This window comes from Aestuariirhabdus sp. LZHN29, assembly GCF_049985285.1.
Taxonomy (GTDB): Bacteria; Pseudomonadota; Gammaproteobacteria; order Pseudomonadales; family Aestuariirhabdaceae; genus Aestuariirhabdus.
The window spans coordinates 1,074,871-1,095,391 of the sequence record NZ_JBNIEU010000001.1; the positions used below are offsets into that span (position 1 = coordinate 1,074,871).

General features: G+C 55.8%; 18 protein-coding genes. 13 read left to right on the top strand and 5 right to left on the bottom strand.

Features of this window, described 5'->3' with window-relative positions; all coding sequences use genetic code 11:
- Positions 1-2 precede the first annotated feature (2 nt).
- Positions 3-332: a hypothetical protein gene (locus ACP3PW_RS05190; protein WP_426415609.1), complete on the top strand. Its 330-nt coding sequence runs from the start codon at positions 3-5 to the stop codon at positions 330-332.
- A gap of 21 nt (positions 333-353) precedes the next feature.
- Here ACP3PW_RS05190 and ACP3PW_RS05195 read toward each other — a convergent pair whose 3' ends face one another.
- Positions 354-749 (bottom strand): acyl-CoA thioesterase, encoded by a 396-nt coding sequence (locus ACP3PW_RS05195; protein ID WP_426415610.1) that lies wholly within the window; start codon positions 747-749, stop codon positions 354-356.
- A gap of 254 nt (positions 750-1,003) precedes the next feature.
- Here ACP3PW_RS05195 and ACP3PW_RS05200 point away from each other — a divergent pair, with 254 nt between their 5' ends.
- The 8 genes from ACP3PW_RS05200 to ACP3PW_RS05235 all read left to right on the top strand — a co-directional run bounded on the left by ACP3PW_RS05200 (position 1,004) and on the right by ACP3PW_RS05235 (position 10,121).
- A complete protein-coding gene (locus ACP3PW_RS05200; protein WP_426415611.1) occupies positions 1,004-1,981 on the top strand; it encodes a PstS family phosphate ABC transporter substrate-binding protein in 978 nt (325 codons plus the stop codon).
- Between the two features lie 143 nt (positions 1,982-2,124).
- Positions 2,125-4,404, top strand: a complete 2,280-nt coding sequence (locus ACP3PW_RS05205) for an ABC transporter permease subunit (RefSeq protein WP_426415612.1) — start codon at positions 2,125-2,127, stop codon at positions 4,402-4,404.
- Between the two features lie 50 nt (positions 4,405-4,454).
- Positions 4,455-6,116 (top strand): phosphate ABC transporter permease PstA, encoded by a 1,662-nt coding sequence (gene pstA / locus ACP3PW_RS05210; protein ID WP_426415901.1) that lies wholly within the window; start codon positions 4,455-4,457, stop codon positions 6,114-6,116.
- Between the two features lie 27 nt (positions 6,117-6,143).
- Complete coding sequence (gene pstB / locus ACP3PW_RS05215; RefSeq protein ID WP_426415613.1) at positions 6,144-7,025, top strand: phosphate ABC transporter ATP-binding protein PstB; 882 nt, start codon at positions 6,144-6,146, stop codon at positions 7,023-7,025.
- A 21-nt stretch (positions 7,026-7,046) separates the two neighbouring features.
- Positions 7,047-7,766: a phosphate signaling complex protein PhoU gene (gene phoU, locus ACP3PW_RS05220; protein ID WP_426415614.1), complete on the top strand. Its 720-nt coding sequence runs from the start codon at positions 7,047-7,049 to the stop codon at positions 7,764-7,766.
- A gap of 58 nt (positions 7,767-7,824) precedes the next feature.
- Positions 7,825-8,748, top strand: a complete 924-nt coding sequence (locus ACP3PW_RS05225; protein ID WP_426415615.1) for a response regulator — start codon at positions 7,825-7,827, stop codon at positions 8,746-8,748.
- 119 nt (positions 8,749-8,867) lie between these two features.
- Positions 8,868-9,719, top strand: coding sequence for a transcriptional regulator HexR (gene hexR / locus ACP3PW_RS05230; RefSeq protein ID WP_426415616.1), 852 nt, complete (start codon positions 8,868-8,870; stop codon positions 9,717-9,719).
- Between the two features lie 237 nt (positions 9,720-9,956).
- The gene (locus tag ACP3PW_RS05235; RefSeq protein ID WP_426415617.1) at positions 9,957-10,121 is read left to right on the top strand and encodes a PA3496 family putative envelope integrity protein; all 165 of its coding nucleotides are present in this window, start codon (positions 9,957-9,959) and stop codon (positions 10,119-10,121) included.
- 210 nt (positions 10,122-10,331) lie between these two features.
- Here ACP3PW_RS05235 and cls read toward each other — a convergent pair whose 3' ends face one another.
- On the bottom strand, positions 10,332-11,795 hold the full coding sequence (cls, locus tag ACP3PW_RS05240) for a cardiolipin synthase (RefSeq protein WP_426415618.1): 1,464 nt from the start codon (positions 11,793-11,795) through the stop codon (positions 10,332-10,334).
- Between the two features lie 198 nt (positions 11,796-11,993).
- On the opposite strand from cls, the gene ACP3PW_RS05245 reads away from it, so the two are divergent.
- Together ACP3PW_RS05245 and ACP3PW_RS05250 are read left to right on the top strand one after the other, a co-directional pair.
- On the top strand, positions 11,994-13,091 hold the full coding sequence (locus ACP3PW_RS05245) for an efflux RND transporter periplasmic adaptor subunit (protein ID WP_426415619.1): 1,098 nt from the start codon (positions 11,994-11,996) through the stop codon (positions 13,089-13,091).
- Between the two features lie 44 nt (positions 13,092-13,135).
- Positions 13,136-16,186 (top strand): efflux RND transporter permease subunit, encoded by a 3,051-nt coding sequence (locus tag ACP3PW_RS05250; RefSeq protein WP_426415620.1) that lies wholly within the window; start codon positions 13,136-13,138, stop codon positions 16,184-16,186.
- A gap of 63 nt (positions 16,187-16,249) precedes the next feature.
- Here the strand turns inward: ACP3PW_RS05250 and ACP3PW_RS05255 are convergent, their stop codons facing one another.
- Together ACP3PW_RS05255 and ACP3PW_RS05260 are read right to left on the bottom strand one after the other, a co-directional pair.
- Positions 16,250-16,657 (bottom strand): hypothetical protein, encoded by a 408-nt coding sequence (locus ACP3PW_RS05255; protein WP_426415621.1) that lies wholly within the window; start codon positions 16,655-16,657, stop codon positions 16,250-16,252.
- A gap of 4 nt (positions 16,658-16,661) precedes the next feature.
- A complete protein-coding gene (locus ACP3PW_RS05260; RefSeq protein WP_426415622.1) occupies positions 16,662-17,225 on the bottom strand; it encodes a cupin domain-containing protein in 564 nt (187 codons plus the stop codon).
- 191 nt (positions 17,226-17,416) lie between these two features.
- On the opposite strand from ACP3PW_RS05260, the gene lrp reads away from it, so the two are divergent.
- On the top strand, positions 17,417-17,914 hold the full coding sequence (lrp, locus tag ACP3PW_RS05265) for a leucine-responsive transcriptional regulator Lrp (RefSeq protein ID WP_426415623.1): 498 nt from the start codon (positions 17,417-17,419) through the stop codon (positions 17,912-17,914).
- Here lrp and ACP3PW_RS05270 read toward each other — a convergent pair.
- Positions 17,911-18,246 (bottom strand): PilZ domain-containing protein, encoded by a 336-nt coding sequence (locus ACP3PW_RS05270; protein ID WP_426415624.1) that lies wholly within the window; start codon positions 18,244-18,246, stop codon positions 17,911-17,913. The two genes, lrp and ACP3PW_RS05270, sit on opposite strands and share 4 nt — an antisense overlap.
- A gap of 337 nt (positions 18,247-18,583) precedes the next feature.
- Between ACP3PW_RS05270 and ACP3PW_RS05275 the strand changes: the two genes are divergently transcribed.
- On the top strand, positions 18,584-20,506 hold the full coding sequence (locus ACP3PW_RS05275; RefSeq protein WP_426415625.1) for a PrkA family serine protein kinase: 1,923 nt from the start codon (positions 18,584-18,586) through the stop codon (positions 20,504-20,506).
- The last annotated feature ends 15 nt before the right edge of the window (positions 20,507-20,521 follow it).

A 20,521-nucleotide genomic window follows, 5' to 3' on the forward strand; every position in this document is an offset into this window, starting at 1 on the left:
TTTTGGCTAATAACAATGAAGTCGGGGTGGAGAAGATCCAGCAGTTGAATCAGTTGTTGGAGGAGACCCTTGAGTCTCGTAGCAAGGCGCAGCTGGTGCAGTTAGTGCGCTTGCTGGGTGGCGCGTTGGGTACCATTCGGGTGGAGCAATCCGAGGAGGAGAAGCAGCGAGAGGCGCAGCAGCGTGTGGCCCAAACCCAGGCCGTGGCAGCCGGTGACCCCGAAGCCATTGCTCAGGCCCAGCACTGTACTGTGGCGGGTATCACCGAAATACTATCCGCGTTAAGTGCAGTGCAGGAGTCACAGGCCGGCCCTGAACAGGAGCAGGGATAGTGCCGGCGAGTGGATGCGCTGTTAAGGGTTAATTGACCGTGTGCGTCCACGTTCATCGATGGCCACCAGTACGATGGAGCCATCGGTTACCTTACACAGCTCGTCTTCGTCCTCGTGGGAGGGCTTCCACACCTCGATCTTGATCGTCAGTGAACTGCGGCCACGGTCGGTCACGTTGCCGTAAACGCTGAGGCAGTCGCCGACGTTGACCGGGACCATAAAAGCCATGCTGTCCATGGATACGGTTGCGACGCGGCCCCTGGTGGCGCGTCGCGCTAGCATGGCGGCCGCCAAATCCATCTGCGATACCAACCAGCCGCTGTAGATAGCGCCTTCGGCGTTGGTATCCCTGGGCATCGCCTGCAGCTGCAGGCAAAGTTGGCCTATGGGTTGTGGGTTTTCCTCAATGTCGATCATCGGTTCCGCTCTTGTTATTTTTAAAGTGTACGGCCAAAGGCGAATAGTACTTTGGGTGCGTCCTGTGCTGGCGCGCGATTATACCTAAAACTTCCTGCATAGGGGGTAGCGTTGATTCGTGGTATTTGTGTAATTGGGGGAAATAGCCGGTCGGTCGTCACAAAACTGTCATCTGGCAGCAATATAGTTGCAATACAGTGACTCCATACTCGTGGACACTTAATGCAGCAATGCTCACTTTGGAGAGAAGTCAAATGAAAGTAAACAGCGTGATCAAAGGCCTGACCGCCGCACTGGCTGCTGGCAGCCTGAATGCCGCAGTGGCGGCAACGGCGGTAGACTCCGCCATCCCTACCTACACCAAGACCAGCGGTGTGTCCGGCAACCTGTCCAGTGTCGGTTCCGACACCCTGGCCAACCTGATGACGCTCTGGGCCGAGGAGTTCAAGCGCGAATATCCCAACGTTAATATCCAGATTCAGGCCGCTGGCTCCTCTACTGCGCCTCCCGCGCTGACCGAGGGAACCTCCAACATGGGGCCCATGAGTCGCAAGATGAAAGACAAGGAGCTCGAAGCCTTCGAGAAGAAGTTCGGCTATAAGCCCACCGCAGTCCCCGTAGCAATCGATGCCTTGGCCGTTTTTGTCAACAAGGACAACCCTGTCGAAGGTCTGACCATTCCCCAGGTTGATGCCATCTTCTCCTCTACCCGCAAGTGCGGTTACGACCGTGACCTCGCCAGCTGGGGTGATGTGGGGCTCAACGGCGCCTGGCAGGATCGCAGCTTCCAGCTGTATGGGCGCAACTCGGTATCCGGTACCTACGGTTACTACAAGAGCAAAGCCCTGTGTAAGGGTGACTTCAAGAACAACGTCAACGAGCAGCCCGGTTCCGCCTCTGTGGTTCAGTCCATCAGTGCCTCCATCAACGGCATCGGCTACTCCGGTATTGGCTACAAGACCTCCAGTGTGCGTACCGTACCGCTGGCCAAGAAGCCCGGTCAGCCCTTCGTCGACGCCACCCCGGAAAATGCGGTTACGGGGAGCTATCCCCTGTCACGTTTCCTCTACGTCTATGTTAACAAGGCTCCCAACAAGCCGCTGGCACCGATCGAGCGAGAGTTCCTCAAGCAGGTGTTGTCCCAGCAGGGCCAGAACGTGGTCGTGAAGGATGGCTACATCCCTCTGCCAGCCAAGGTGGTTGAGAAGCAGATGGCTGCACTGGGTCTATAATCCCATCGCATCCCGGGGCGAGTGCCCTTAGCAGACCCCGCGCCACGGCGCGGGGTCTGCTATTTCTGGTGACGCGTAAAGACTCTGCGCTTTATTACATATTTGTCATCTAACTGTCATATTGGCGGAGTAAGGTACGCGCCATGAACGAAGTAACTGATCTGTCCCAACCCATTGTCGATTTCAATTCCGACGACGCTCGCCGCCACCGTCGCCTGCGATCCATCAAGGATCGGCTGGCGCGGTGGTCGGTAGCCGTTGGTGGAATCGGCGTTATCGTCGCCATCCTGCTGATCTTTCTCTACCTGCTGTATGAGGTGTTGCCGCTGTTCAAGGGGGCGGAGATTGAATCCGTCGCACGTTACCCGGCACCGGTGGCCGTGGCGGGTGCCGAGACGCTCTATCTGGCGATGGAGGAGCAGGCAGAACTGGCCCTGCGGCTGGAGGACTCTGGCCAGCTGGTGTTTTTCTCTACCGAAAACGGTGCAGAGCGTTCACGCACAACGCTGCCCCTGCCCGCCGGTAGCAAGATTACCGCGCTGGCGGAGGCTGATCCCAACAGCCGCGAACTGGCAGTGGGCCTCTCCAGTGGCGAGGTGATACTGCTCAAACACAGCTATAAGGTGAGCTACCCTGACGACGTGCGGCTGATCGAGCCCCATATCGAGTACCCCTATGGTGAGCAGCCGATCCGCCTGGTCGGCAGCGGGGCCGCCATCGAGCAATTGGCGTTGCGCGATAGCGAGGACTCGATGATGCTGGCTGCCAGTGCGGCTGATGGTGTGCACGTGGCGCTCTACACCAAAGAGGTCGATTTCCTCTCCGAGGAGGTAACGCTGGAGCGGCAGAATCTGGAGTTGCCGCCCCTCGCCGGGCGTGTCGAGCGGGTGTTGATCGATCCCGAGCAGCGCTGGATCTTTGCCGCCCTCGATGGCAGCCGGCTGGCGGTGCTGGATATCCGCGACCGTGAAGACCCGCTGCTCAATAGCGTGCTGCCGGTTACTGATGGAGAGGCTCGGGTGACCGATATCGAGTTTCTGCTCGGTGGTAGCTCGTTGTTGATCGGCGACGATAGCGGGCGAATCGGTCAATGGTTTCTGGTGCGCGACGAGAGCAACGAGTATCACCTCGAAAACGTTCGAAATTTTGCCCTGCGCGATGCCGCGGTCAGCTCGATTGCGCCGGAGCATCGTCGCAAGGGCTTTATGGTGGCCGATGCACAGGGGTGGGTGGGGATCTACAACGCCACCGCTCACCGTAGCCTGCTGGTGGAGCCGATCAGTCAGGCATCGATAGGTGTCATGACCATCGCGCCGCGAGCCAATGCGCTGCTGGTGGAGCATGGGGACGGCAGCATGGAGTTCTTTTCGCTGCATAACGAGCATCCGGAGATCTCCTGGTCGGCGCTGTGGGAGGAGGTGTGGTACGAGGGGTACAGTGAACCCGACTACATCTGGCAGTCGTCGGCCTCGACCAACGATTTCGAGCCCAAGATGAGCCTTATGCCATTGGCATTCGGCACCCTCAAGGCCGCCTTTTACGCCATGCTGATGGCGACCCCGCTGGCGATCTGTGGCGCAATCTACACCGCCTACTTTATGGCGCCGGCGATGCGTCGCAAGGTGAAGCCGGTGATCGAGCTGATGGAGGCGCTGCCCACCGTTATTCTGGGTTTCCTTGCCGGTTTGTGGCTGGCTCCACTTATTGAGGGGTCGTTGGCGGGCATCTTTGCGCTACTGATCCTGGTGCCTGTGGCGGTGGTGGCGTTCGGCTTTATGTGGGCGCAGCTGCCCAATCGAATTCGACTGCTGGTGCCCGATGGTTGGCAGGTGTTGTTGCTGATTCCGGTGGTGATCGCGGCTGGCACAATGGCGCTAGGCATGAGCGACCATCTGGAACTCTGGTTCTTCGATGGCAATATGCGCGGCTGGATCAGCAGCGAGTTGGGGCTCAACTACGATCAGCGCAACGCTCTGGTGGTGGGGTTGGCGATGGGCTTCGCGGTTATTCCGACCATCTTCTCCATCACCGAGGATGCGATCTTTAGTGTCCCCAAGCACCTCTCCTACGGCTCCCTTGCGCTCGGTGCCACGCCCTGGCAGACCCTGACCCGGGTGGTGCTGCTGACCGCCAGCCCCGGTATCTTCTCGGCGGTGATGATCGGTATGGGGCGCGCCGTGGGTGAAACCATGATTGTACTGATGGCCACGGGGAACACGCCGATCATGGATGCCAACATCTTCGAGGGGATGCGAACCCTGGCGGCCAACATCGCCGTGGAGATGCCCGAATCGGAGGTGGGCAGCTCTCATTACCGGGTGCTGTTTTTGGCCGCGATGGTGCTGTTCATCTTCACCTTTGTCGTTAATACCTTTGCAGAGGTGGTGCGTCATCGCCTGCGCAAGAAGTACAGCTCGCTTTAAGAGCTGGTGCGTGAACCCGACCGGGTTACTCAACTACAGGATTTATCATGATGCGTATGTCGTTTTCCTCCTGGTACCGAAGCGGGTCGCCCTTTGTCTGGCTGAACGCCGGTGCTGTGGCGATCAGTCTGGTGATGGTGATCGGGCTGCTGATGCTGATCGCCGTCCGCGGCCTGGGTCACTTCTGGCCAGGCGCGATTATGGAGTCGGAGTACCGGCTTCCGGGCCAGTCTGAGCGCCTGGTCGTCGGAGAGATAGTAGAGACCGAATTGGTACCCACCCTGCGTCTGGAATCGGCGGGTATGCCGGTGATCGATGCGGAGTTTATGCAGCGGGACCTGATCAAGATCGGCAACCGCGATGTGTACGGAAGCGACTTCTCCTGGGTACTGGATGCCTTTCTCATGGACCGCCGCTTTCCTGAGGAGCTGATGACCGTCGAACGTCGCGAATGGGGCAATTTCTACGGGCGCCTGAAGGCGGTGTACGAGGGGGAGCACGTGGTGGCCTCGGGAGAGGATGGCTGGCAGGAGCTACAAAGCCGGGTCGAGCGGGCACTCTCTATCCACGAGGAGATCTACGAGATAGAAAAACACCGCATCGGCACCATCAACTCTGGACTGGAGCGCCTGCGGCTGCGCGAGCGACGCCATGAACTGCGCGGTACCCGTACGGCCGCGGTCGATGCGGCTATTGCGGCCGAACGTGCCCAGCTGGACGCCGATTACCGGGTGCTGGAAGCGGAACTGGGTGAACTCTACGTACGCTTCAATCGCGACAGCATGATCGGAGTGACGGCCGATGGGAGTGAGGTGCGGATCTCGCTGGGCAATGTGGTGCGGGCGTTTCAACCCAATGCCATGGGCCCGTTGGATAAGGTCGCCTTCTACGGAGCCAAATTGTGGGAATTCGTCAGTGAAGACCCCCGCGAGGCGAATACCGAAGGGGGGATCTTTCCGGCGATATTCGGTACCGTGATGATGGTTATCCTGATGTCCATTATCGTCACCCCCTTTGGTGTGGTGGCGGCGGTGTACCTGCGCGAGTACGCCAGTCAGGGGCCGATCACCCGAGCAATCCGTATCGCGGTCAATAATCTGGCCGGTGTGCCTTCTATTGTCTACGGTGTTTTCGGCCTCGGTTTTTTTGTCTATTTCCTCGGATCGAACATAGATCAACTGTTCTTCCCCGAAGCTCTCCCGGCCCCCACATTTGGTACCCCGGGATTGATGTGGGCGGCGATTACCCTGGCGCTGTTGACGTTGCCGGTGGTGATCGTGGCCACCGAAGAGGGGTTATCACGCATCCCTTCCTCCGTGCGTGAAGGGAGTCTGGCGCTGGGTGCGACCAAGGCGGAGACCCTGTGGCGGGTGGTGCTACCGATGGCGAGTCCGGCGATGATGACTGGGTTGATTCTGGCCGTAGCGCGCGCTGCGGGGGAAGTGGCTCCGCTGATGTTGGTCGGGGTGGTCAAACTGGCCCCCTCGTTGCCGCTCGATGGCAACTACCCTTACCTGCATCTGGACCAGAAATTTATGCACCTGGGTTTCCACATCTACGATGTGGGTTTCCAGAGTCCGAACGTCGAGGCGGCTCGGCCGCTGGTGTACGCGACGGCACTACTATTGGTGGTGGTGATTGCGGTGTTGAATCTGTCCGCGGTGGCTATTCGTAACCATCTGCGAGAGAAATACAAGGCGCTGGAAGTTTAATTTCCGCGGCCAGTTGGAGTCTATTCTATGTCACAAACAAGCCCAGTTAATGAGCGTTCCGATAACACAGAGCAGGCCGGTGGGGAGGTTCGCACCCACGGAATTGATACCACTTCCCTTGGTCGAACCCGGCAGAACCTGAATATGGATGATGAAACCGTCTGCCTGGAGATATCGGGGCTCGATCTCTATTACGGCGACAAAAAAGCACTCAACCAGATCGGCCTGAAGATCCCCAAGCAGCGTGTCACGGCATTTATCGGTCCCTCGGGTTGCGGCAAGTCGACCCTGCTGCGCAGCATAAATCGCATGAACGACCTGGTTGACGGCTGTCGTATCGAGGGCAAGATCCTGCTCGACGGTGAGGATATCTACCAACGCTCTACCGAGGTTGCCGAGTTACGCCGCCGGGTCGGCATGGTGTTCCAGAAACCCAACCCCTTCCCCAAGAGCATTTACGAGAATGTGGCCTACGGGTTGAGGATTCAGGGCGTCAACAACAAACGGGTGCTTGATGAGGTTGTGGAGCGCTCGCTACGCGGCGCGGCGCTCTGGGATGAGGTCAAGGATCGGCTGCACGAAAGTGCCCTGGGTATGTCCGGTGGCCAGCAGCAGCGGCTGGTGATAGCCCGTACGATTGCGGTGGAACCGGAAGTGCTGTTGTTGGATGAACCGGCCTCGGCGCTGGATCCGATCTCGACGCTGAAGATCGAAGAGCTGATCAACGAGTTGAAATCCAAGTACACTATCGTGATTGTTACTCATAATATGCAGCAAGCGGCGCGGGTGTCTGACTACACTGCCTTCATGTATATGGGGGATCTGGTGGAGTTTGGCGACACCGATTCGCTGTTCACTAATCCGGCCAAGAAACAGACCGAAGATTACATCACCGGTCGCTACGGTTAACCCAGGAGTTCTTATTTCGCCATGGAAATAAATACTGACGTACATACCCAGCACATCTCCCAGCAGTTCAACTCCGAGCTCAATGAGGTCAAAAACCGACTGCTGGCGATGGGGGGGCTGGTGGAGAAGCAGGTCTCTGATGCGATAGAAGCGTTGATAGAAGCCGATAGCGAACTGGCCAAGAGCGTGTGCGAGAAGGATGAGTTGATCAACGATATGGAGTTGGCAATCGATGAGGAGTGCACCCGCATTCTGGCTCGTCGCCAGCCCGCCGCCAGTGACCTGCGTCTTGTGGTCGCCTGTTCCAAGGCGACCAGCGATCTGGAGCGGGTGGGCGATGAAGCGGTAAAAGTCGCCCGTCATGCCATCGAACTGTGCGATCAGGGTGAATCCCCACGAGGCTATGTTGAGGTTCGGCACATCGGTAATATGGTGCGTAGCATGATCAAGGACAGTCTCACCGGCTTTGCCCGCTTCGACACCGATATGGCGCTAAGGGTTGCCAAAGCGGATAAATCGGTGGACGTCGAGTACAAAAGTGCGATGCGGGAGCTGGTTACCTTCATGATGGAGGATCCCCGGAGTATCACCCGGGTGCTGAACGTCATCTGGGTGCTGCGCTCGCTGGAGCGTATTGCTGATCATGCGCGCAGTATTGCCGAGCATGTGATCTATCTGGTGAAGGGGACCGATGTGCGTCACCTGAGCTACAAAGCGATAAAGCGCGAACTCAAAGAGTAATCCTGCAGCGTCTTGCTTGCGCTATCATTAGGAGCACTGGCAACGACGTAGGCGGGCTATGAAAAAGATCAGAGTGCTGGTGGTGGATGACGCCGCCTTTATCAGGGATCTGGTAAAGAAAACCGTCCGGGGTCATTTCCCCCATTTTGTGGTCGAAGAGGCCGTTAACGGTCGCAAAGCCCAAAGCATGCTGGAGAAGCAACCTTACGATCTGGTGCTCTGCGACTGGGAGATGCCTGAACTGAGTGGCCTGGAGCTGCTGCAGTGGATGCGCAGCGAACGCTCACTGGACACCCCTTTCATTATGGTAACCAGCCGCGGAGACCGTGACAATGTGGTCGCGGCCGTGCAATCCGGGGTATCAGAGTATATTGGCAAGCCCTTTTCCAGCGAGTCGCTGCTAAAGAAGATCATCAAGGTGCTTTCCAGGCGCCACTCTGCCGAGGATCTCAGCGGAGGGGGGCGGCCCGAGGCTCCGAAAGGGAGCGCGGACGCTCTCACCGGAGCGGGCGCTACCCATGGCGATTCTGTCTCCGCGCTTACCCGCTCCCCTCCCCCTGCAGCCCCAAAAGCGCAGTCTGTAGCCGTAGCGTCAGTCGCCGCGTTGACGGGCAACACGGCCCCTGCGCCACCGGCGCCTCAGGAAAAGTCCGGCTCAAAGGGGGCTACGGCGCAGCTTCGCTTCCCGGATATGACCGTAGACTGTGTGATTCAGGCGCTTAGTCTGAAGGAGGTCAAGGCGGTTATTCGTCGTGGTGAGCGCATTCCGGAACTGCTCTCCCAGGCAGTGGTTGACCTCGAACAGGGGGACGCTCAGGAGGTTGCCCGCATCAACGGTTATGTGAGTAAGCTCGAAGCGGCAGAGCAGAAGATGGATAGCGCCCTGATCGCGATCCATGTTCGTTTTGTGGATGATGATCCGCAAAAGATGGAGTATCTGTCCAAGATGATCGCCTCGGGAACGGGGAAGAAGTACTTTTAGGTCCACAGCCTGTCAAATTGTTGCAGATGGTCTTCCATGTAGTCAGAAAACCTTTCTTGTAGTATAACTACACGGGGCGGCGGCACGCCGGTAATGGAATATCTCGAACGTTTGCGACCATGGCTACAAAACTAATATCCGATATTGAGCTGGCTCTGGGCTCATTGCGTAAATCCGAGCTTAAAGTGGCAGAGTATGTGCTGGGGCAGCCTTCGCGCATCATCCACCAGAGCATCGCGGAGCTGGCAGCGGCGTCGACGGTTAGTGAGCCGACGGTATTGCGGTTTTGCCGTGCAGTGGGCTGCAATGGGTTTCAGGATTTCAAGCTGCAGTTGGCCCAAAGCCTGGCCGTTAACAGCGGCTTCGCCCAGTTCGATATCGACGCAAACGATGACACTTCCGACTACAAGCGCAAGGTGTTTGATTCCACCATCACCTCGTTGGTGCAAACACGGGATAGCCTGGACCCGGCGGCACTGGAAAGCGCGATCGAACCGCTGGCAAAAGCGAAGCGGGTAGAGTTTTACGGATTCGGCGCATCGGGTGCGGTGGCCAGTGATGCACAGCACAAGTTTTTTCGCTTGCAGGTGGCGACTGCAGCCTATTCTGACCCTCATATGCAGGCGATGTCTGCCGCTACCATGGTGGCGGGTGATGTCGTGGTAGCGATCTCCCAAACCGGGCGTACCCGGGAGCTAATGCACAGCGTGCGGCAGGTTCAGGAGCGGGGCGCGAAGGTTGTAGGAATCTGCCCCGGGAACACCCCGTTGGCGGAGCTGAGTGATTTTCCGATTCTGATCGATGTGTCCGAAGATACCGAGGTTTATACCCCGTTGACGTCGCGGATTGTGCACCTGGTCGTAATCGATATTCTCGCTATGGGGGTCGCGGTCGCGCGCGGCCCCGAGCTGAATGAACACCTTAAAACCGTTAAACGAAACATTCGCAGCCTGCGCCTTAGCTCACGCTAGCGCACCATTTTGGTGCAAAAAAAGTTGTGTTGCTGGGTAATATGGGAACAGGTGTTACCGCGTTCTGTAGGCCCCATCACACCGTTCTGCACCCGATGGTAGCACTGGGCTTTTAGTCATTATTAATTTTATGAATAACGAATATATCGCTTGTTATTAGTGTCATTTTTTTTTAGTTTACCCCTGTGCTAGTTACATATAACAACAAAAAATAATCGCTATAACAGGGGTGTCACGATGCAAAACGATAGCATTAAGAAACTTAGTAAGCGGAATATCACCAAGTCCCCGAAAGAGAAGAATGCGTCACGCTCTCTCTTCGTGCGCCGGGCAATCGAAGATCATTTTGAAAACAGGCGCCTCGATACCATGATCGGAAACTCCTACTGGGGGAATATGTAGGTCGACCGATCGGACCGCCAGGGCTTGGGGTACTGGCGCTCCCAATGGTGAATTTAGCACCCGCTCGGCCGAGTGGGTGCTAACGTTATACACGTTACACACAGCCTTATCCACAGGCTGGACTTCGCTGTGCCGGAGTGCTTTTCTGTCCGCCACCACTTAATCTGCACCGCACCTCGCCGCGACTTTTAACGGAGAGCGGCGTGCCTGCTAGAGTAGTGGACTAAGCAGTTGTATCAGGTTTTCCGCAAGTCGTCGCACGATCGGGCGTTGTTTCCAGGTGGCCAGGTCGAGCGGGCGGCTTTGGGCGCGATAACCGTTTTGCAGGTAGCCGAGAGCTTCCCCGAACTCTCGGTCGAAGGCGATCAGGGAAACCTCGAAATTGAGCCAGACACTGCGCATATCGAGGTTCACGGTTCCAAAAATAGCAATCTGACGGTCGATCAGAACGCTTTTTGTGTGCAGCAAACCGCCATCAAACTCCCATATCTCGACCCCGGCCCGCATTAACTCATAGAAATAGGCGCGGCTCGCATAGCGTACCAGGCGTGAATCAACCCGGCGCGGCAATATCAACTGTACTTCAACCCCGCGCGTCGCTGCGGATTTGAGCGCCGTCACCAGAGTCTCGTCAGGCACAAAATAGGGCGTCGTGATGACAAGCTGTTTTTGTGCGCTGTAGAGCGCCGATAAAAGCAGCTGATGGATGAGCTCGCGCGTATCGTCGGGTCCGGAAGGGACGACCTGAAGGCCGCGGCCATCCACCCCCTGTTCTGGCACCTGCAAGTGACTGTACTCGTGAAACACGTCCAGCGTTTGTCCGGTTTCCAGATGCCAGTCCCAAAGGAAGACAGCATTGAGGGCGTGAACTGCAGGGCCGCGCAGACGCGTCATGGCATCAACCCATTCACCGACCCCCTCCCCCTGCTTGAAATAGCGCGGGTCGACCAGGTTCATGCTACCGGTATAGCCAATGCGGTTGTCAATCACGACCACCTTGCGGTGGTTGCGCAGGTCGAGCCGCTCCAGGAACAGGCGCATAGCCCCAGCAGGCAGGGCGGCACGTACTTCGACTCCATGTTGCTCAAGAATTTGTGGCCACCCTCCTTTCAGGAAGGAGGCGCTGCCGACCGAGTCGAGCAAAATGCGGCATTCGACGCCCCGAGCGCTGGCGGCAATAAGTGCCTCGGCAATGCTGTCGGCTTCACCCCCCTCGGACCAAATATAGAATTGCAGGTGGCAAAAATGTTTGGCTTGGCCGATATCCTGCGCGATGGATGTGAGGATGGCCAACGAGTCATGCAGAAGCTCAAGGCGGTTGTTGCATAGTGCGGGTACGCCCAACGAGTTCTGGGAAAGCCGGTACATGCCCTGATAGCAAGGATTTATATCGGGTAACGCTTCGGGGTGGGTGTCGCTCATCTGTTCGGCCCAACGGCTGTACTCCGGCAGCAGGTTGGAACCCCGTTGGAGCCGGGTATATCCGAGGCGGTGTTCGCCGATCATTAGATACAGGAGGATACCTGCCACGGGGAGCAAAAAAAGTAGCAGGAGCCAGGCGAGGGAGACCCCCACCGAGCGCCGTCGCATAACAACTCGCACCGCGAGGGCGAAGGAGATCAGCACATGGGCCAGTGCTGCTAGAGAGCTGTAGAGGGTGACATCGCTATCCATGACAGTAGAGGTATAACGGATGTTTCAAGGTATCTCAATTAAAGTGGCGAATCCTGACTAATTTAAAGAAATGCAGGCTATGACGCGCACCATTGCGTGCGGTACAGGATGCGCTGTGCCACAATTGTCCGAATAGAAAAAGAGCAGCGTCCTGCGATTTTCTAGTCGATATTTTGAAGCATGAAAATGGAGATCTTTATGCGTAAGTTTGTAAAATTCTCGATAGCCGCGGTTGTGTTGCCGTTGCTCATCTCCGGCTGTAGCAAGGAGGAGAAGGTTGCCGCTCCGGAGGCGGTTCGGCCGGTGAAGACGCTGGTGGTCTCCTCTCCTGAAACCGCAAACGTGAGGGTATTTCCCGGTGTGATCGACGCCAACCAGAAGGTGGATCTCTCTTTCCGGGTGGCGGGCAAGCTGAAAACACTGCCGGTGCGCGAGGGAGACCGCGTCGAGAAGGGTCAGGTGATCGCGACCCTGGCTCCGACCGATTTTGAGATCGTTCAGCGTGACCGGCAGGCTCGCTACCAGGAGGCCAAAGCCAACTTCGAGCGTGCCGCGCAGCTGCTGCCACAGGGTCATATCTCCAAGGCGGATTACGACCGCCTTGAGTCAACGTATAAGAGTGCAGACGCGGCGCTCGCGGAGGCTCGTCAGGATCTTGCTTATACAACCTTAAAAGCGCCTTTTTCGGGCCGTATTGCCCTGCGTATGGTGCAAAACTTCGAGGAGGTCCAGGCCAAGCAGGCGATAATCGAGCTGCAGGATACCAGCGCCCTTGAGGTGAAGGTCGATATTCCCGAAAGCGATGTAAGACGGATGCGCGAAAACGGCGAACGCCCCTCCCTCCGAGCGATTTTCGGGCCGGGAGAGGACCAAAAATTTGCACTAAAGGTGAAAGAGTACGCCACCGTGGCCGATGCCAAGACCCAGACTTTCAGGGTGACCCTCGCCATGGAAACCCCCACCACTTTCACGGTGCTCCCGGGCATGACAACGTCGGTAGAGATGCGGATGCGTCGGGGCTCCATGAGTGGTGATGCCCGCTTCAAGCTGCCCCTGTCGGCGGTGCGGGGTGATATTAAGCTCAGCCCCCAGGTATGGGTGGTGAACCCCGACGATATGACCGTCGCGTCTCAGACCATCGAGGTGGGAAGCATGAGCGGAACCAGTATCGATGTGGTAGGAGGGCTCAATGAGGGAGACCGTGTTGTGGTCGCCGGGGTTGCCTTCCTGGATGAGGGGCAGAAGGTTCGCCTGCTGCCGGATGTTGAACAGGCAGATCCTGACCTCACCAACTGATCGAACGATACGTACATCGAACAAGAACAACACGGGGATAGAGAATGGGCATTGCCGAGTATTCGATAAAAAACCGGGTGGTCACCTGGCTGGTGGTGATTATTCTGGTGGGGGGCGGCCTGGGAGCTTACGAGGAGATGGGCAAACTCGAGGACCCGGAGTTCACAATCAAGGAGGCCAAGGTGTTTACCCTCTACCCGGGGGCAAATGCCGAGCAGGTGAATGACGAGGTAACTTACCACGTCGAGGATGCTGTCCAGCAGATGGAACAGCTCAAGCGCATTAAGATGACGGTATCCCGCGCGGGCTACTCCGAAGTCTCCGTTGAATTCCAGGACAGATACCGCAAAGCGGATTTCCCGCAGATATACGACGAGCTGCGGCGCAAGATCGGCGATATGCAGAGCAAACTGCCCCCCGGGGCGTTGCCCTCGGTGGTATTTGACGAATACGCCGACGTCTACGGTATCTTCTACGGGCTCACCGGCGATGGCTACACCTACCGCGATCTCAAGGACTACGCCGATTTCCTCAAGAAGGAGCTGGTGCTGGTACCCGGGGTGCGTAAGGTCGTCATCGGCGGCTACGTCGATGAGGTGGTCTATATTGAGCTCTCCCGGGCGCGCATGGCCGAGTTGGGTATTTCGCCCGATACCATCGCCGGGGTGCTGGAGAGCCAGAACGTAGTGGCCGACGCCGGCAATATCCGGGTTGGCAACGATTACATCCGTGTCGAGCCAACCGGTGAGTCTGGGTCAGTGGAGTCGATGGGGGATATCCTGATAAGCAGCGAGGATCGCCGTTTGGTGTACCTTAAGGATATCGCCAGCGTGCGCCGCGGCTACGATGAGGTGCCCGACAAGCTGATCTATATGAAGGGCAAACCTGGCCTGACGTTGGGTATATCCATGAGCTCCGGGGTAAACGTCGTGTCGGTGGGCCAGGCGTTGGCCAAGCGCGGCAAGGAGTTACTGGATTTGGCCCCGGTGGGGATGGAGTTTACCCGTATCTACGATCAGGCCCAGGAGGTCAATAAATCGGTCAACGGCTTCGTAATCAGCGTGGTGCAAGCGCTGGTGATCGTGGTGGTGGTGCTGCTGTTCTTTATGGGGGTACGGGTTGGCCTGATCATCGGCGCGGTGCTGCTGATTACGGTATGCGGAACCCTCTGGTTTATGGATATGAAGGCGATAGAGCTGCAGCGAATTTCACTGGGTGCGCTGATTATTGCCCTGGGGATGCTGGTCGATAACGCCATCGTGGTCGCTGAAGGGATGCTGGTACGTATCCGCGCCGGTATGGATCCGGTCAAGGCGGGTAACGAGGTGGTAGGCCAGACTATCTGGCCGCTGCTAGGGGGAACGGTGGTGGGTATCCTGGCGTTCTCGGCCATTGGCCTGTCCCAGGATGCGACCGGCGAATTTATTAACTCGTTGTTTTGGGTGATCCTGATCTCCTTGCTGCTGAGTTGGTTTACCGCCATCACCACCACTCCGATGCTCTGCGCCTGGCTGATCAAGCCCGACTCCAAGGTGGGCGACGATGGCAGTGACGCCTACTCCGGCTTGGGCTTCCGCCTCTACCGAGGGCTGTTGGACAAAGCCATTCGACTACGTTACCTCACACTGGGGCTAGTCGGGGCACTGTTTGTTGCGTCGATACTGGGTTTTGGTTATGTGCGCCAGGCCTTTTTTCCTGACTCCAACACGCCGCTCTTCTTCGTCGACCTGTGGGAGGTGGAGGGAACCGATATCCGCCACACTCGTGATGACCTGTTGATGATCGACGAATTTATTCGCGAGCAGCCGGAGGTGGTTAGTACCTCGGCGTTCGTGGGTGCCGGTGCGGACCGCTTTACCCTGGTCTATACCCCCGAAGCGCCCAACAAGGCCTACGGCCAGATCATTGTTGAAACCGAAAACCGCCTGCAGATTGCACCCCTCAAGGCCAGAATCGAGGATTTCATGGCTGAAAATCTGCCCAATACCGAGCCTAAGGTGAAAAACCTTCGTATCGGCCCCGGGCGGGATTCCAAGATCGAGGCGCGTTTCAGTGGTCCCGATTACGCGGTGCTGCGCGAACTCTCGGAGAAAGCCCAGGCGATCTACCGCGAAGATCCCGAAGCCAAGGATATCCGCGACGACTGGCGTCAGCCGGTGAAGGTGATACGGCCGGTGTTCAATGAAACTGTCGGCCGTCAGTTGGGGATCAGTCGCCACGAACTGGCCCGTGCCCTGCAGCAGGGTTTCGAGGGAACTCAGGTGGGCCTCTACCGGGACGGTATCCGGCTGCTGCCGATGCTGCTCTGGCCTCCGGTGGGGGAGCGTGAAGATGTGTCGAGCCTCCAGGATCTGCAGGTCTGGAGTCCGGTGCTGAACACCTCGGTGCCGGTGGGGCAGGTAGTTTCGGTCTGGGAGACGGTGTGGGAGAACAACGTTATCCGTAACCGGGATCGCCGCGCCACGATCATCGCCTCCACCAACCCCACCGGGGAGTTGGCGACGCCGCTGTTCAATCGTATCAAGCCTCAAATCGAGGCAATGGAGCTTCCCCCAGGATATATTCTGGAGTGGGGGGGGGAGTACGAAGATACCAATAATGCGCAAAATGCGTTGTTTGGAGCGTTGCCTGGCGGTTTCCTGATGATGATTATCGTCACCATTTTGTTGTTCGGCAAGATTCGCCAGCCGTTGATCATCTGGCTCACGGTGCCGCTGGCCATCATAGGAATCACCGCCGGACTGTTGATTTCCAACGGAGCGTTCGATTTTATGGCACTGCTGGGCGCACTTAGTCTGGTGGGCTTGCTGATAAAGAACGCGATAGTGCTGATTGAGGAGATCGACCTTCAGATTGGCGCGGGCAAGGATCCCTTCACCGGTATTCTGGATGCATCGGTGAGCCGGATGCGTCCGGTGATGATGGCGGCCAGTACTACCATTTTGGGGATGATTCCGCTGCTACCCGATGTGTTCTTCGTTAACATGGCGTTGACCATCATGTTCGGCCTGGGCTTTGCCTCCGTGCTCACGCTGCTGGTTATACCGGCGCTCTACGCGATCTTCTTCCGCATACCCAACCCCAAAGTCGACTAACGACCGAAGAGTAAACGGGGCTCACTGAGCCCCGTTTTTTATGCCTTGCAATACCGATAGCGGTCAGGGGTGGCGCAGCCGTCGCCGGTGCCAGGGTGAGTAGTAACGCACATAGCCGGGGGCGTGGGCGAAAACACCGGAGAGGATCAGGATCGCAATAAACAGCGGTGTGGTATGGGCGGGCCAGTTTAACATGGCCGCGATCAAGCCCAGTTTAAGGGTCACGCTGAGCCCTTTGAGTTGCAATAGCCAAACACCGTGGCTCCAGACCTCTATCAGCGCCATCAGGGCTCCGGTAATCAGTAACAGGTGCAGGTAAAAGCTGTCGGGAGTGCGGCCCTCAAGCAGGAAACCGGCGCCGGCGCCGGCGACACCCAGAATGTGCAGAGTGCGCAGGCCAATCATAATCCAGCGCTTACCCGCAAAGGATCGACTGGTGGGGGGAAAAAAGTGGATGTGAAGCCGGTTCATAGGCCTAGAAGTTGGCCGGCGTCGTACAGCTCACCAGGCGCAATGGTTTATCGAAGGGGTTATTAAATCGGTGCGGCAGTGTACTGTCGAAGTAGTAACAGTCTCCGACCTCGAGTATTGAAACCTCGATGCCAACGGTGAGTTCCAGTCGACCTTCGATCACCACTCCAGCCTCCTCCCCTTCGTGGTTTAGCATCTCGCTGCCGGTATCGGTACCCGGTGCCATAGTCTCTATCAGAAAGGCCATGGCGCGTTCACTGCGCCCCTTACCGACCAACAGCATTTGAATACCATCTATGCCCAGATCGAGCAGCTCGTTGGATCGGTAGACCGCCTTTTGCTGGTTGTCGGGGGCTAGGTCCATGGAGAAAAAGTCCACCAGTGACAAAGGGATCCCGCCGAGCACTTTCTTTAAAGAGCTGATCGACGGACTGACACTGTTTTTCTCGATCATCGATATTGTGCTATTGGTTACCCCAACACGTTTGGCCAGCTCTCGCTGTGATAACCCGTGTTGTTTACGGATCGCCTTAAGACGACCCCCTACATCTAAGTCTGCGCCCACCATAGTTCTCTCTGTTTAGTGACGTATTGATCATCACATGGGTGTTCAAAATTTGCAACGACCTTGGGTGCGGCAGATCCAGCCGGCGGGAGGCACGGCGCAGTATTAAAGGGTCGAACCGAGTAATAAGGTTATCGAAAGCCTCCAGCGTAGTGATAACCTATGGTTGAACTCGTTAAACAAAGACTATTTTCATGCGAAACCTAAAAGAAACAGTGCGTAAGCTGGACCGGATCGATCGCAGTATACTGCGCGAGCTACAGCGCGACGGTCGTATCTCTTACGTAGACCTTGCAACCAAGGTCGGCCTCAGTACCACTCCCTGTATGGAGCGGGTTAAACGCCTGGAGCGGGCCGGCGTGATTGAGGGTTATGCCGCTAAGTTGAATCCCCAGATGCTGGAAGCGGGGTTACTGGTGTTTGTGGAGATTAGCCTCTACTCAAAGTCTGCGGATATATTCGAGGAGTTTCGCCACGCGGTAGTGGGATTGCCGCAGGTACTGGAGTGTCATCTGGTGTCTGGTGATTTTGACTATCTGGTGAAAGCGCGCATATCCGAGATGGCGTCCTACCGGGAGCTATTGGGGGATATTCTGCTCAAGCTCCCGGGTGTTCGCGAGTCGAAAAGCTACATCGTAATGGAAGAGCTAAAAGAGACCCTATCGATCCCGATTCATGATCCCCGGCGCTAGAACTCGGAAATAAATAGTTGAAAGGCAGGCTCGTACACCGGATTGATTGTGGCAAGTCGAAAGCCTGCTCCGAACTCCTCGGAAAAGCTCGAGTTTTGGCACCACATACAGACCGCTTGCAACTTGATCTCCGAGTGACCACTAAAGCCGTCGGGTAGACAAAAACTGAAGTTGAAGGTTTTGTCGGGATCTACCACCTCGCGGGTTAGCAGCATAAACCCCTCAATCGTGATATCGAAGATCCGGCCCACCTCCTCCCCGGTGTCGTCGTTGGTGACCTGTACAACCGACTTAAGGCGTTTTCTCGTTTGGGTTCTGTGCTCAAGGCTCATTGTCGTTCCATCGCATGATCTCGTTGCAGTATAACAGGGTGCTGCCCGGGGTGACGCAGGCAAGGGGAACATTTAATCGAACCGGACAGAAGTCGAGCAAGACTGAGCTGCTACACTCAGACTTAACGGCAAAAATTACTGACCAAAATATAACCCAATCAATAACAATAAAATATGGAGGGGCAGGGGAGCGCTAGCCTGTTGCAACGCAAAATTTACGATTTGTTTGCATAACAAATAGCGGCGTTAGCGGTCTAATTCTGTGTAATAGGGCGCAAGGAAAGTTCGTGCGAAGTATCGTGTGGTCAAAAAATCATCAAAGAGGTAGGTGATCAGCATGGATATTTTTAATAGTTACAAAAACCGATATGAATCTACCCAGAATGAAGAGATGAGCCTTCAGGCATACCTTCAGCTCTGTAAAGAAGATCCCGCAGCCTATGCCTCTGCTTCCGAACGACTGCTTATGGCGATTGGTGAGCCCGAACTCATTGACACCTCTAGAGATCCGCGCCTGAGTCGTATATTTTCCAACAAATTGATTAAGCGCTACGCTTCGTTTGAAGAGTTTTATGGCATGGAGGAGGCGATTGAACAGATTGTTTCCTACTTTCGTCATGCCGCCCAGGGGTTGGAAGAAAAGAAACAAATTCTCTACCTGCTGGGACCTGTGGGCGGAGGCAAGTCCTCATTAGCTGAGCGCCTTAAGTTTCTTATCCAGAAGGTTCCCTTCTATGCCATCAAAGGCTCCCCCGTATACGAATCACCGTTGGGGTTATTTAACCCGACGGAAGACGCGACCATTCTGAAAGAGGAGTATGGTATTCCGCGCCGTTACCTCAAAGGCGTGATGTCTCCCTGGGCGGTAAAGCGGCTGCAGGAATTTGGTGGCGACATCTCCCAGTTCAAGGTAGTAAAGCTTTACCCCTCCGTGCCCAATCTTATTGCGGTGGCGAAAACGGAACCGGGGGATGAGAATAATCAGGATATCTCTGCGCTGGTCGGTAAGGTTGATATTCGCCAGCTCGAAGAGTTTTCCCAGAACGATCCCGATGCCTATAGTTTTTCCGGTGGCTTGTGTCATGCGAATCAGGGGCTGCTCGAATTTGTAGAGATGTTCAAGGCTCCAATTAAGGTGTTGCATCCGCTCCTTACAGCAACTCAAGAAGGAAACTATAACAGTACGGAGGGGATGGGTAGCATCCCGTTTGATGGAATTGTTCTTGCGCATTCCAATGAGTCTGAATGGCAAACGTTTAAAAACAACAAAACCAATGAAGCCTTTATTGACAGGGTGTATATCGTAAAGGTTCCCTATTGCACTCGGGTGACTGAAGAGATACATATTTATGAAAAGTTACTGCAAAATAGTTCGTTAAGCCGAGCGCCTTGCGCACCCGACACATTGAAAATGCTAGCCCAGTTTTCTGTGTTGTCTCGAGTCAAAGAGCCGGAAAACTCCAACGTTTTTTCAAAGATGAGAGTGTACGACGGCCAAAACCTTAAAGACACCGATCCTAACGCAAAGTCATTGCAGGAATATAAAGATGCAGCGGGTGTCGATGAAGGTATGGAGGGTTTATCGACACGTTTCGCTTTTAAAATTTTGTCCAAGGTCTTCAATTTCGATGCATCTGAAATTGCGGCAAACCCCGTGCATTTGCTTTATGTATTGGAGCAGCAGATTGAGCAGCAGCAGTATGCGCAAGATACCCATGATCGTTACTTACGATTTATAAAAGAGTACCTGGCACCCAAATACATAGAGTTTCTTGGTAAGGAGATACAGACGGCCTACCTCGAGTCCTACTCTGAGTATGGGCAGAATATTTTTGATCGTTACATCACCTATGCTGATTTTTGGATTCAGGATCAGGAGTATCGTGATCCTGAAACCGGAGACATACTTAACCGCTCTGCAATAAATGACGAGCTGGAAAAAATAGAGAAGCCCGCCAGTATAGCGAATCCAAAGGATTTCAGGAACGAAATTGTTAATTTCGTTCTCAGGGCAAGGGCAAACAATAACGGAAAGAATCCTAGCTGGTTGAGCTATGAAAAAATGCGAACTGTTATTGAAAAGAAAATGTTTTCTAACACAGAGGACTTACTGCCGGTGATATCCTTTAATGCAAAAGCGTCAGCAGATGATCAAAGTAAGCACGCAGAGTTCGTTAGTAGGATGACAGACAGAGGGTATACGGAGAAACAGGTTCGGCTTCTTTCAGAATGGTATATACGTGTGAGGAAGTCTCAGTAAAATACCGGGAGATCA

Excerpts from the sequence above, each read along its gene's own strand:
- ACP3PW_RS05195 (WP_426415610.1), bottom strand. The coding sequence starts at position 749 with ATGATCGACATTGAGGAAAACCCACAACCCATAGGCCAACTTTGCCTG.
- ACP3PW_RS05200 (WP_426415611.1), top strand. The coding sequence starts at position 1,004 with ATGAAAGTAAACAGCGTGATCAAAGGCCTGACCGCCGCACTGGCTGCT.
- ACP3PW_RS05205 (WP_426415612.1), top strand. The coding sequence starts at position 2,125 with ATGAACGAAGTAACTGATCTGTCCCAACCCATTGTCGATTTCAATTCC.
- pstA (WP_426415901.1), top strand. The coding sequence starts at position 4,455 with ATGCGTATGTCGTTTTCCTCCTGGTACCGAAGCGGGTCGCCCTTTGTC.
- pstB (WP_426415613.1), top strand. The coding sequence starts at position 6,144 with ATGTCACAAACAAGCCCAGTTAATGAGCGTTCCGATAACACAGAGCAG.
- phoU (WP_426415614.1), top strand. The coding sequence starts at position 7,047 with ATGGAAATAAATACTGACGTACATACCCAGCACATCTCCCAGCAGTTC.
- ACP3PW_RS05225 (WP_426415615.1), top strand. The coding sequence starts at position 7,825 with ATGAAAAAGATCAGAGTGCTGGTGGTGGATGACGCCGCCTTTATCAGG.
- hexR (WP_426415616.1), top strand. The coding sequence starts at position 8,868 with ATGGCTACAAAACTAATATCCGATATTGAGCTGGCTCTGGGCTCATTG.
- ACP3PW_RS05235 (WP_426415617.1), top strand. The coding sequence starts at position 9,957 with ATGCAAAACGATAGCATTAAGAAACTTAGTAAGCGGAATATCACCAAG.
- cls (WP_426415618.1), bottom strand. The coding sequence starts at position 11,795 with ATGGATAGCGATGTCACCCTCTACAGCTCTCTAGCAGCACTGGCCCAT.
- ACP3PW_RS05245 (WP_426415619.1), top strand. The coding sequence starts at position 11,994 with ATGCGTAAGTTTGTAAAATTCTCGATAGCCGCGGTTGTGTTGCCGTTG.
- ACP3PW_RS05250 (WP_426415620.1), top strand. The coding sequence starts at position 13,136 with ATGGGCATTGCCGAGTATTCGATAAAAAACCGGGTGGTCACCTGGCTG.
- ACP3PW_RS05255 (WP_426415621.1), bottom strand. The coding sequence starts at position 16,657 with ATGAACCGGCTTCACATCCACTTTTTTCCCCCCACCAGTCGATCCTTT.
- ACP3PW_RS05260 (WP_426415622.1), bottom strand. The coding sequence starts at position 17,225 with ATGGTGGGCGCAGACTTAGATGTAGGGGGTCGTCTTAAGGCGATCCGT.
- lrp (WP_426415623.1), top strand. The coding sequence starts at position 17,417 with ATGCGAAACCTAAAAGAAACAGTGCGTAAGCTGGACCGGATCGATCGC.
- ACP3PW_RS05270 (WP_426415624.1), bottom strand. The coding sequence starts at position 18,246 with ATGAGCCTTGAGCACAGAACCCAAACGAGAAAACGCCTTAAGTCGGTT.
- ACP3PW_RS05275 (WP_426415625.1), top strand. The coding sequence starts at position 18,584 with ATGGATATTTTTAATAGTTACAAAAACCGATATGAATCTACCCAGAAT.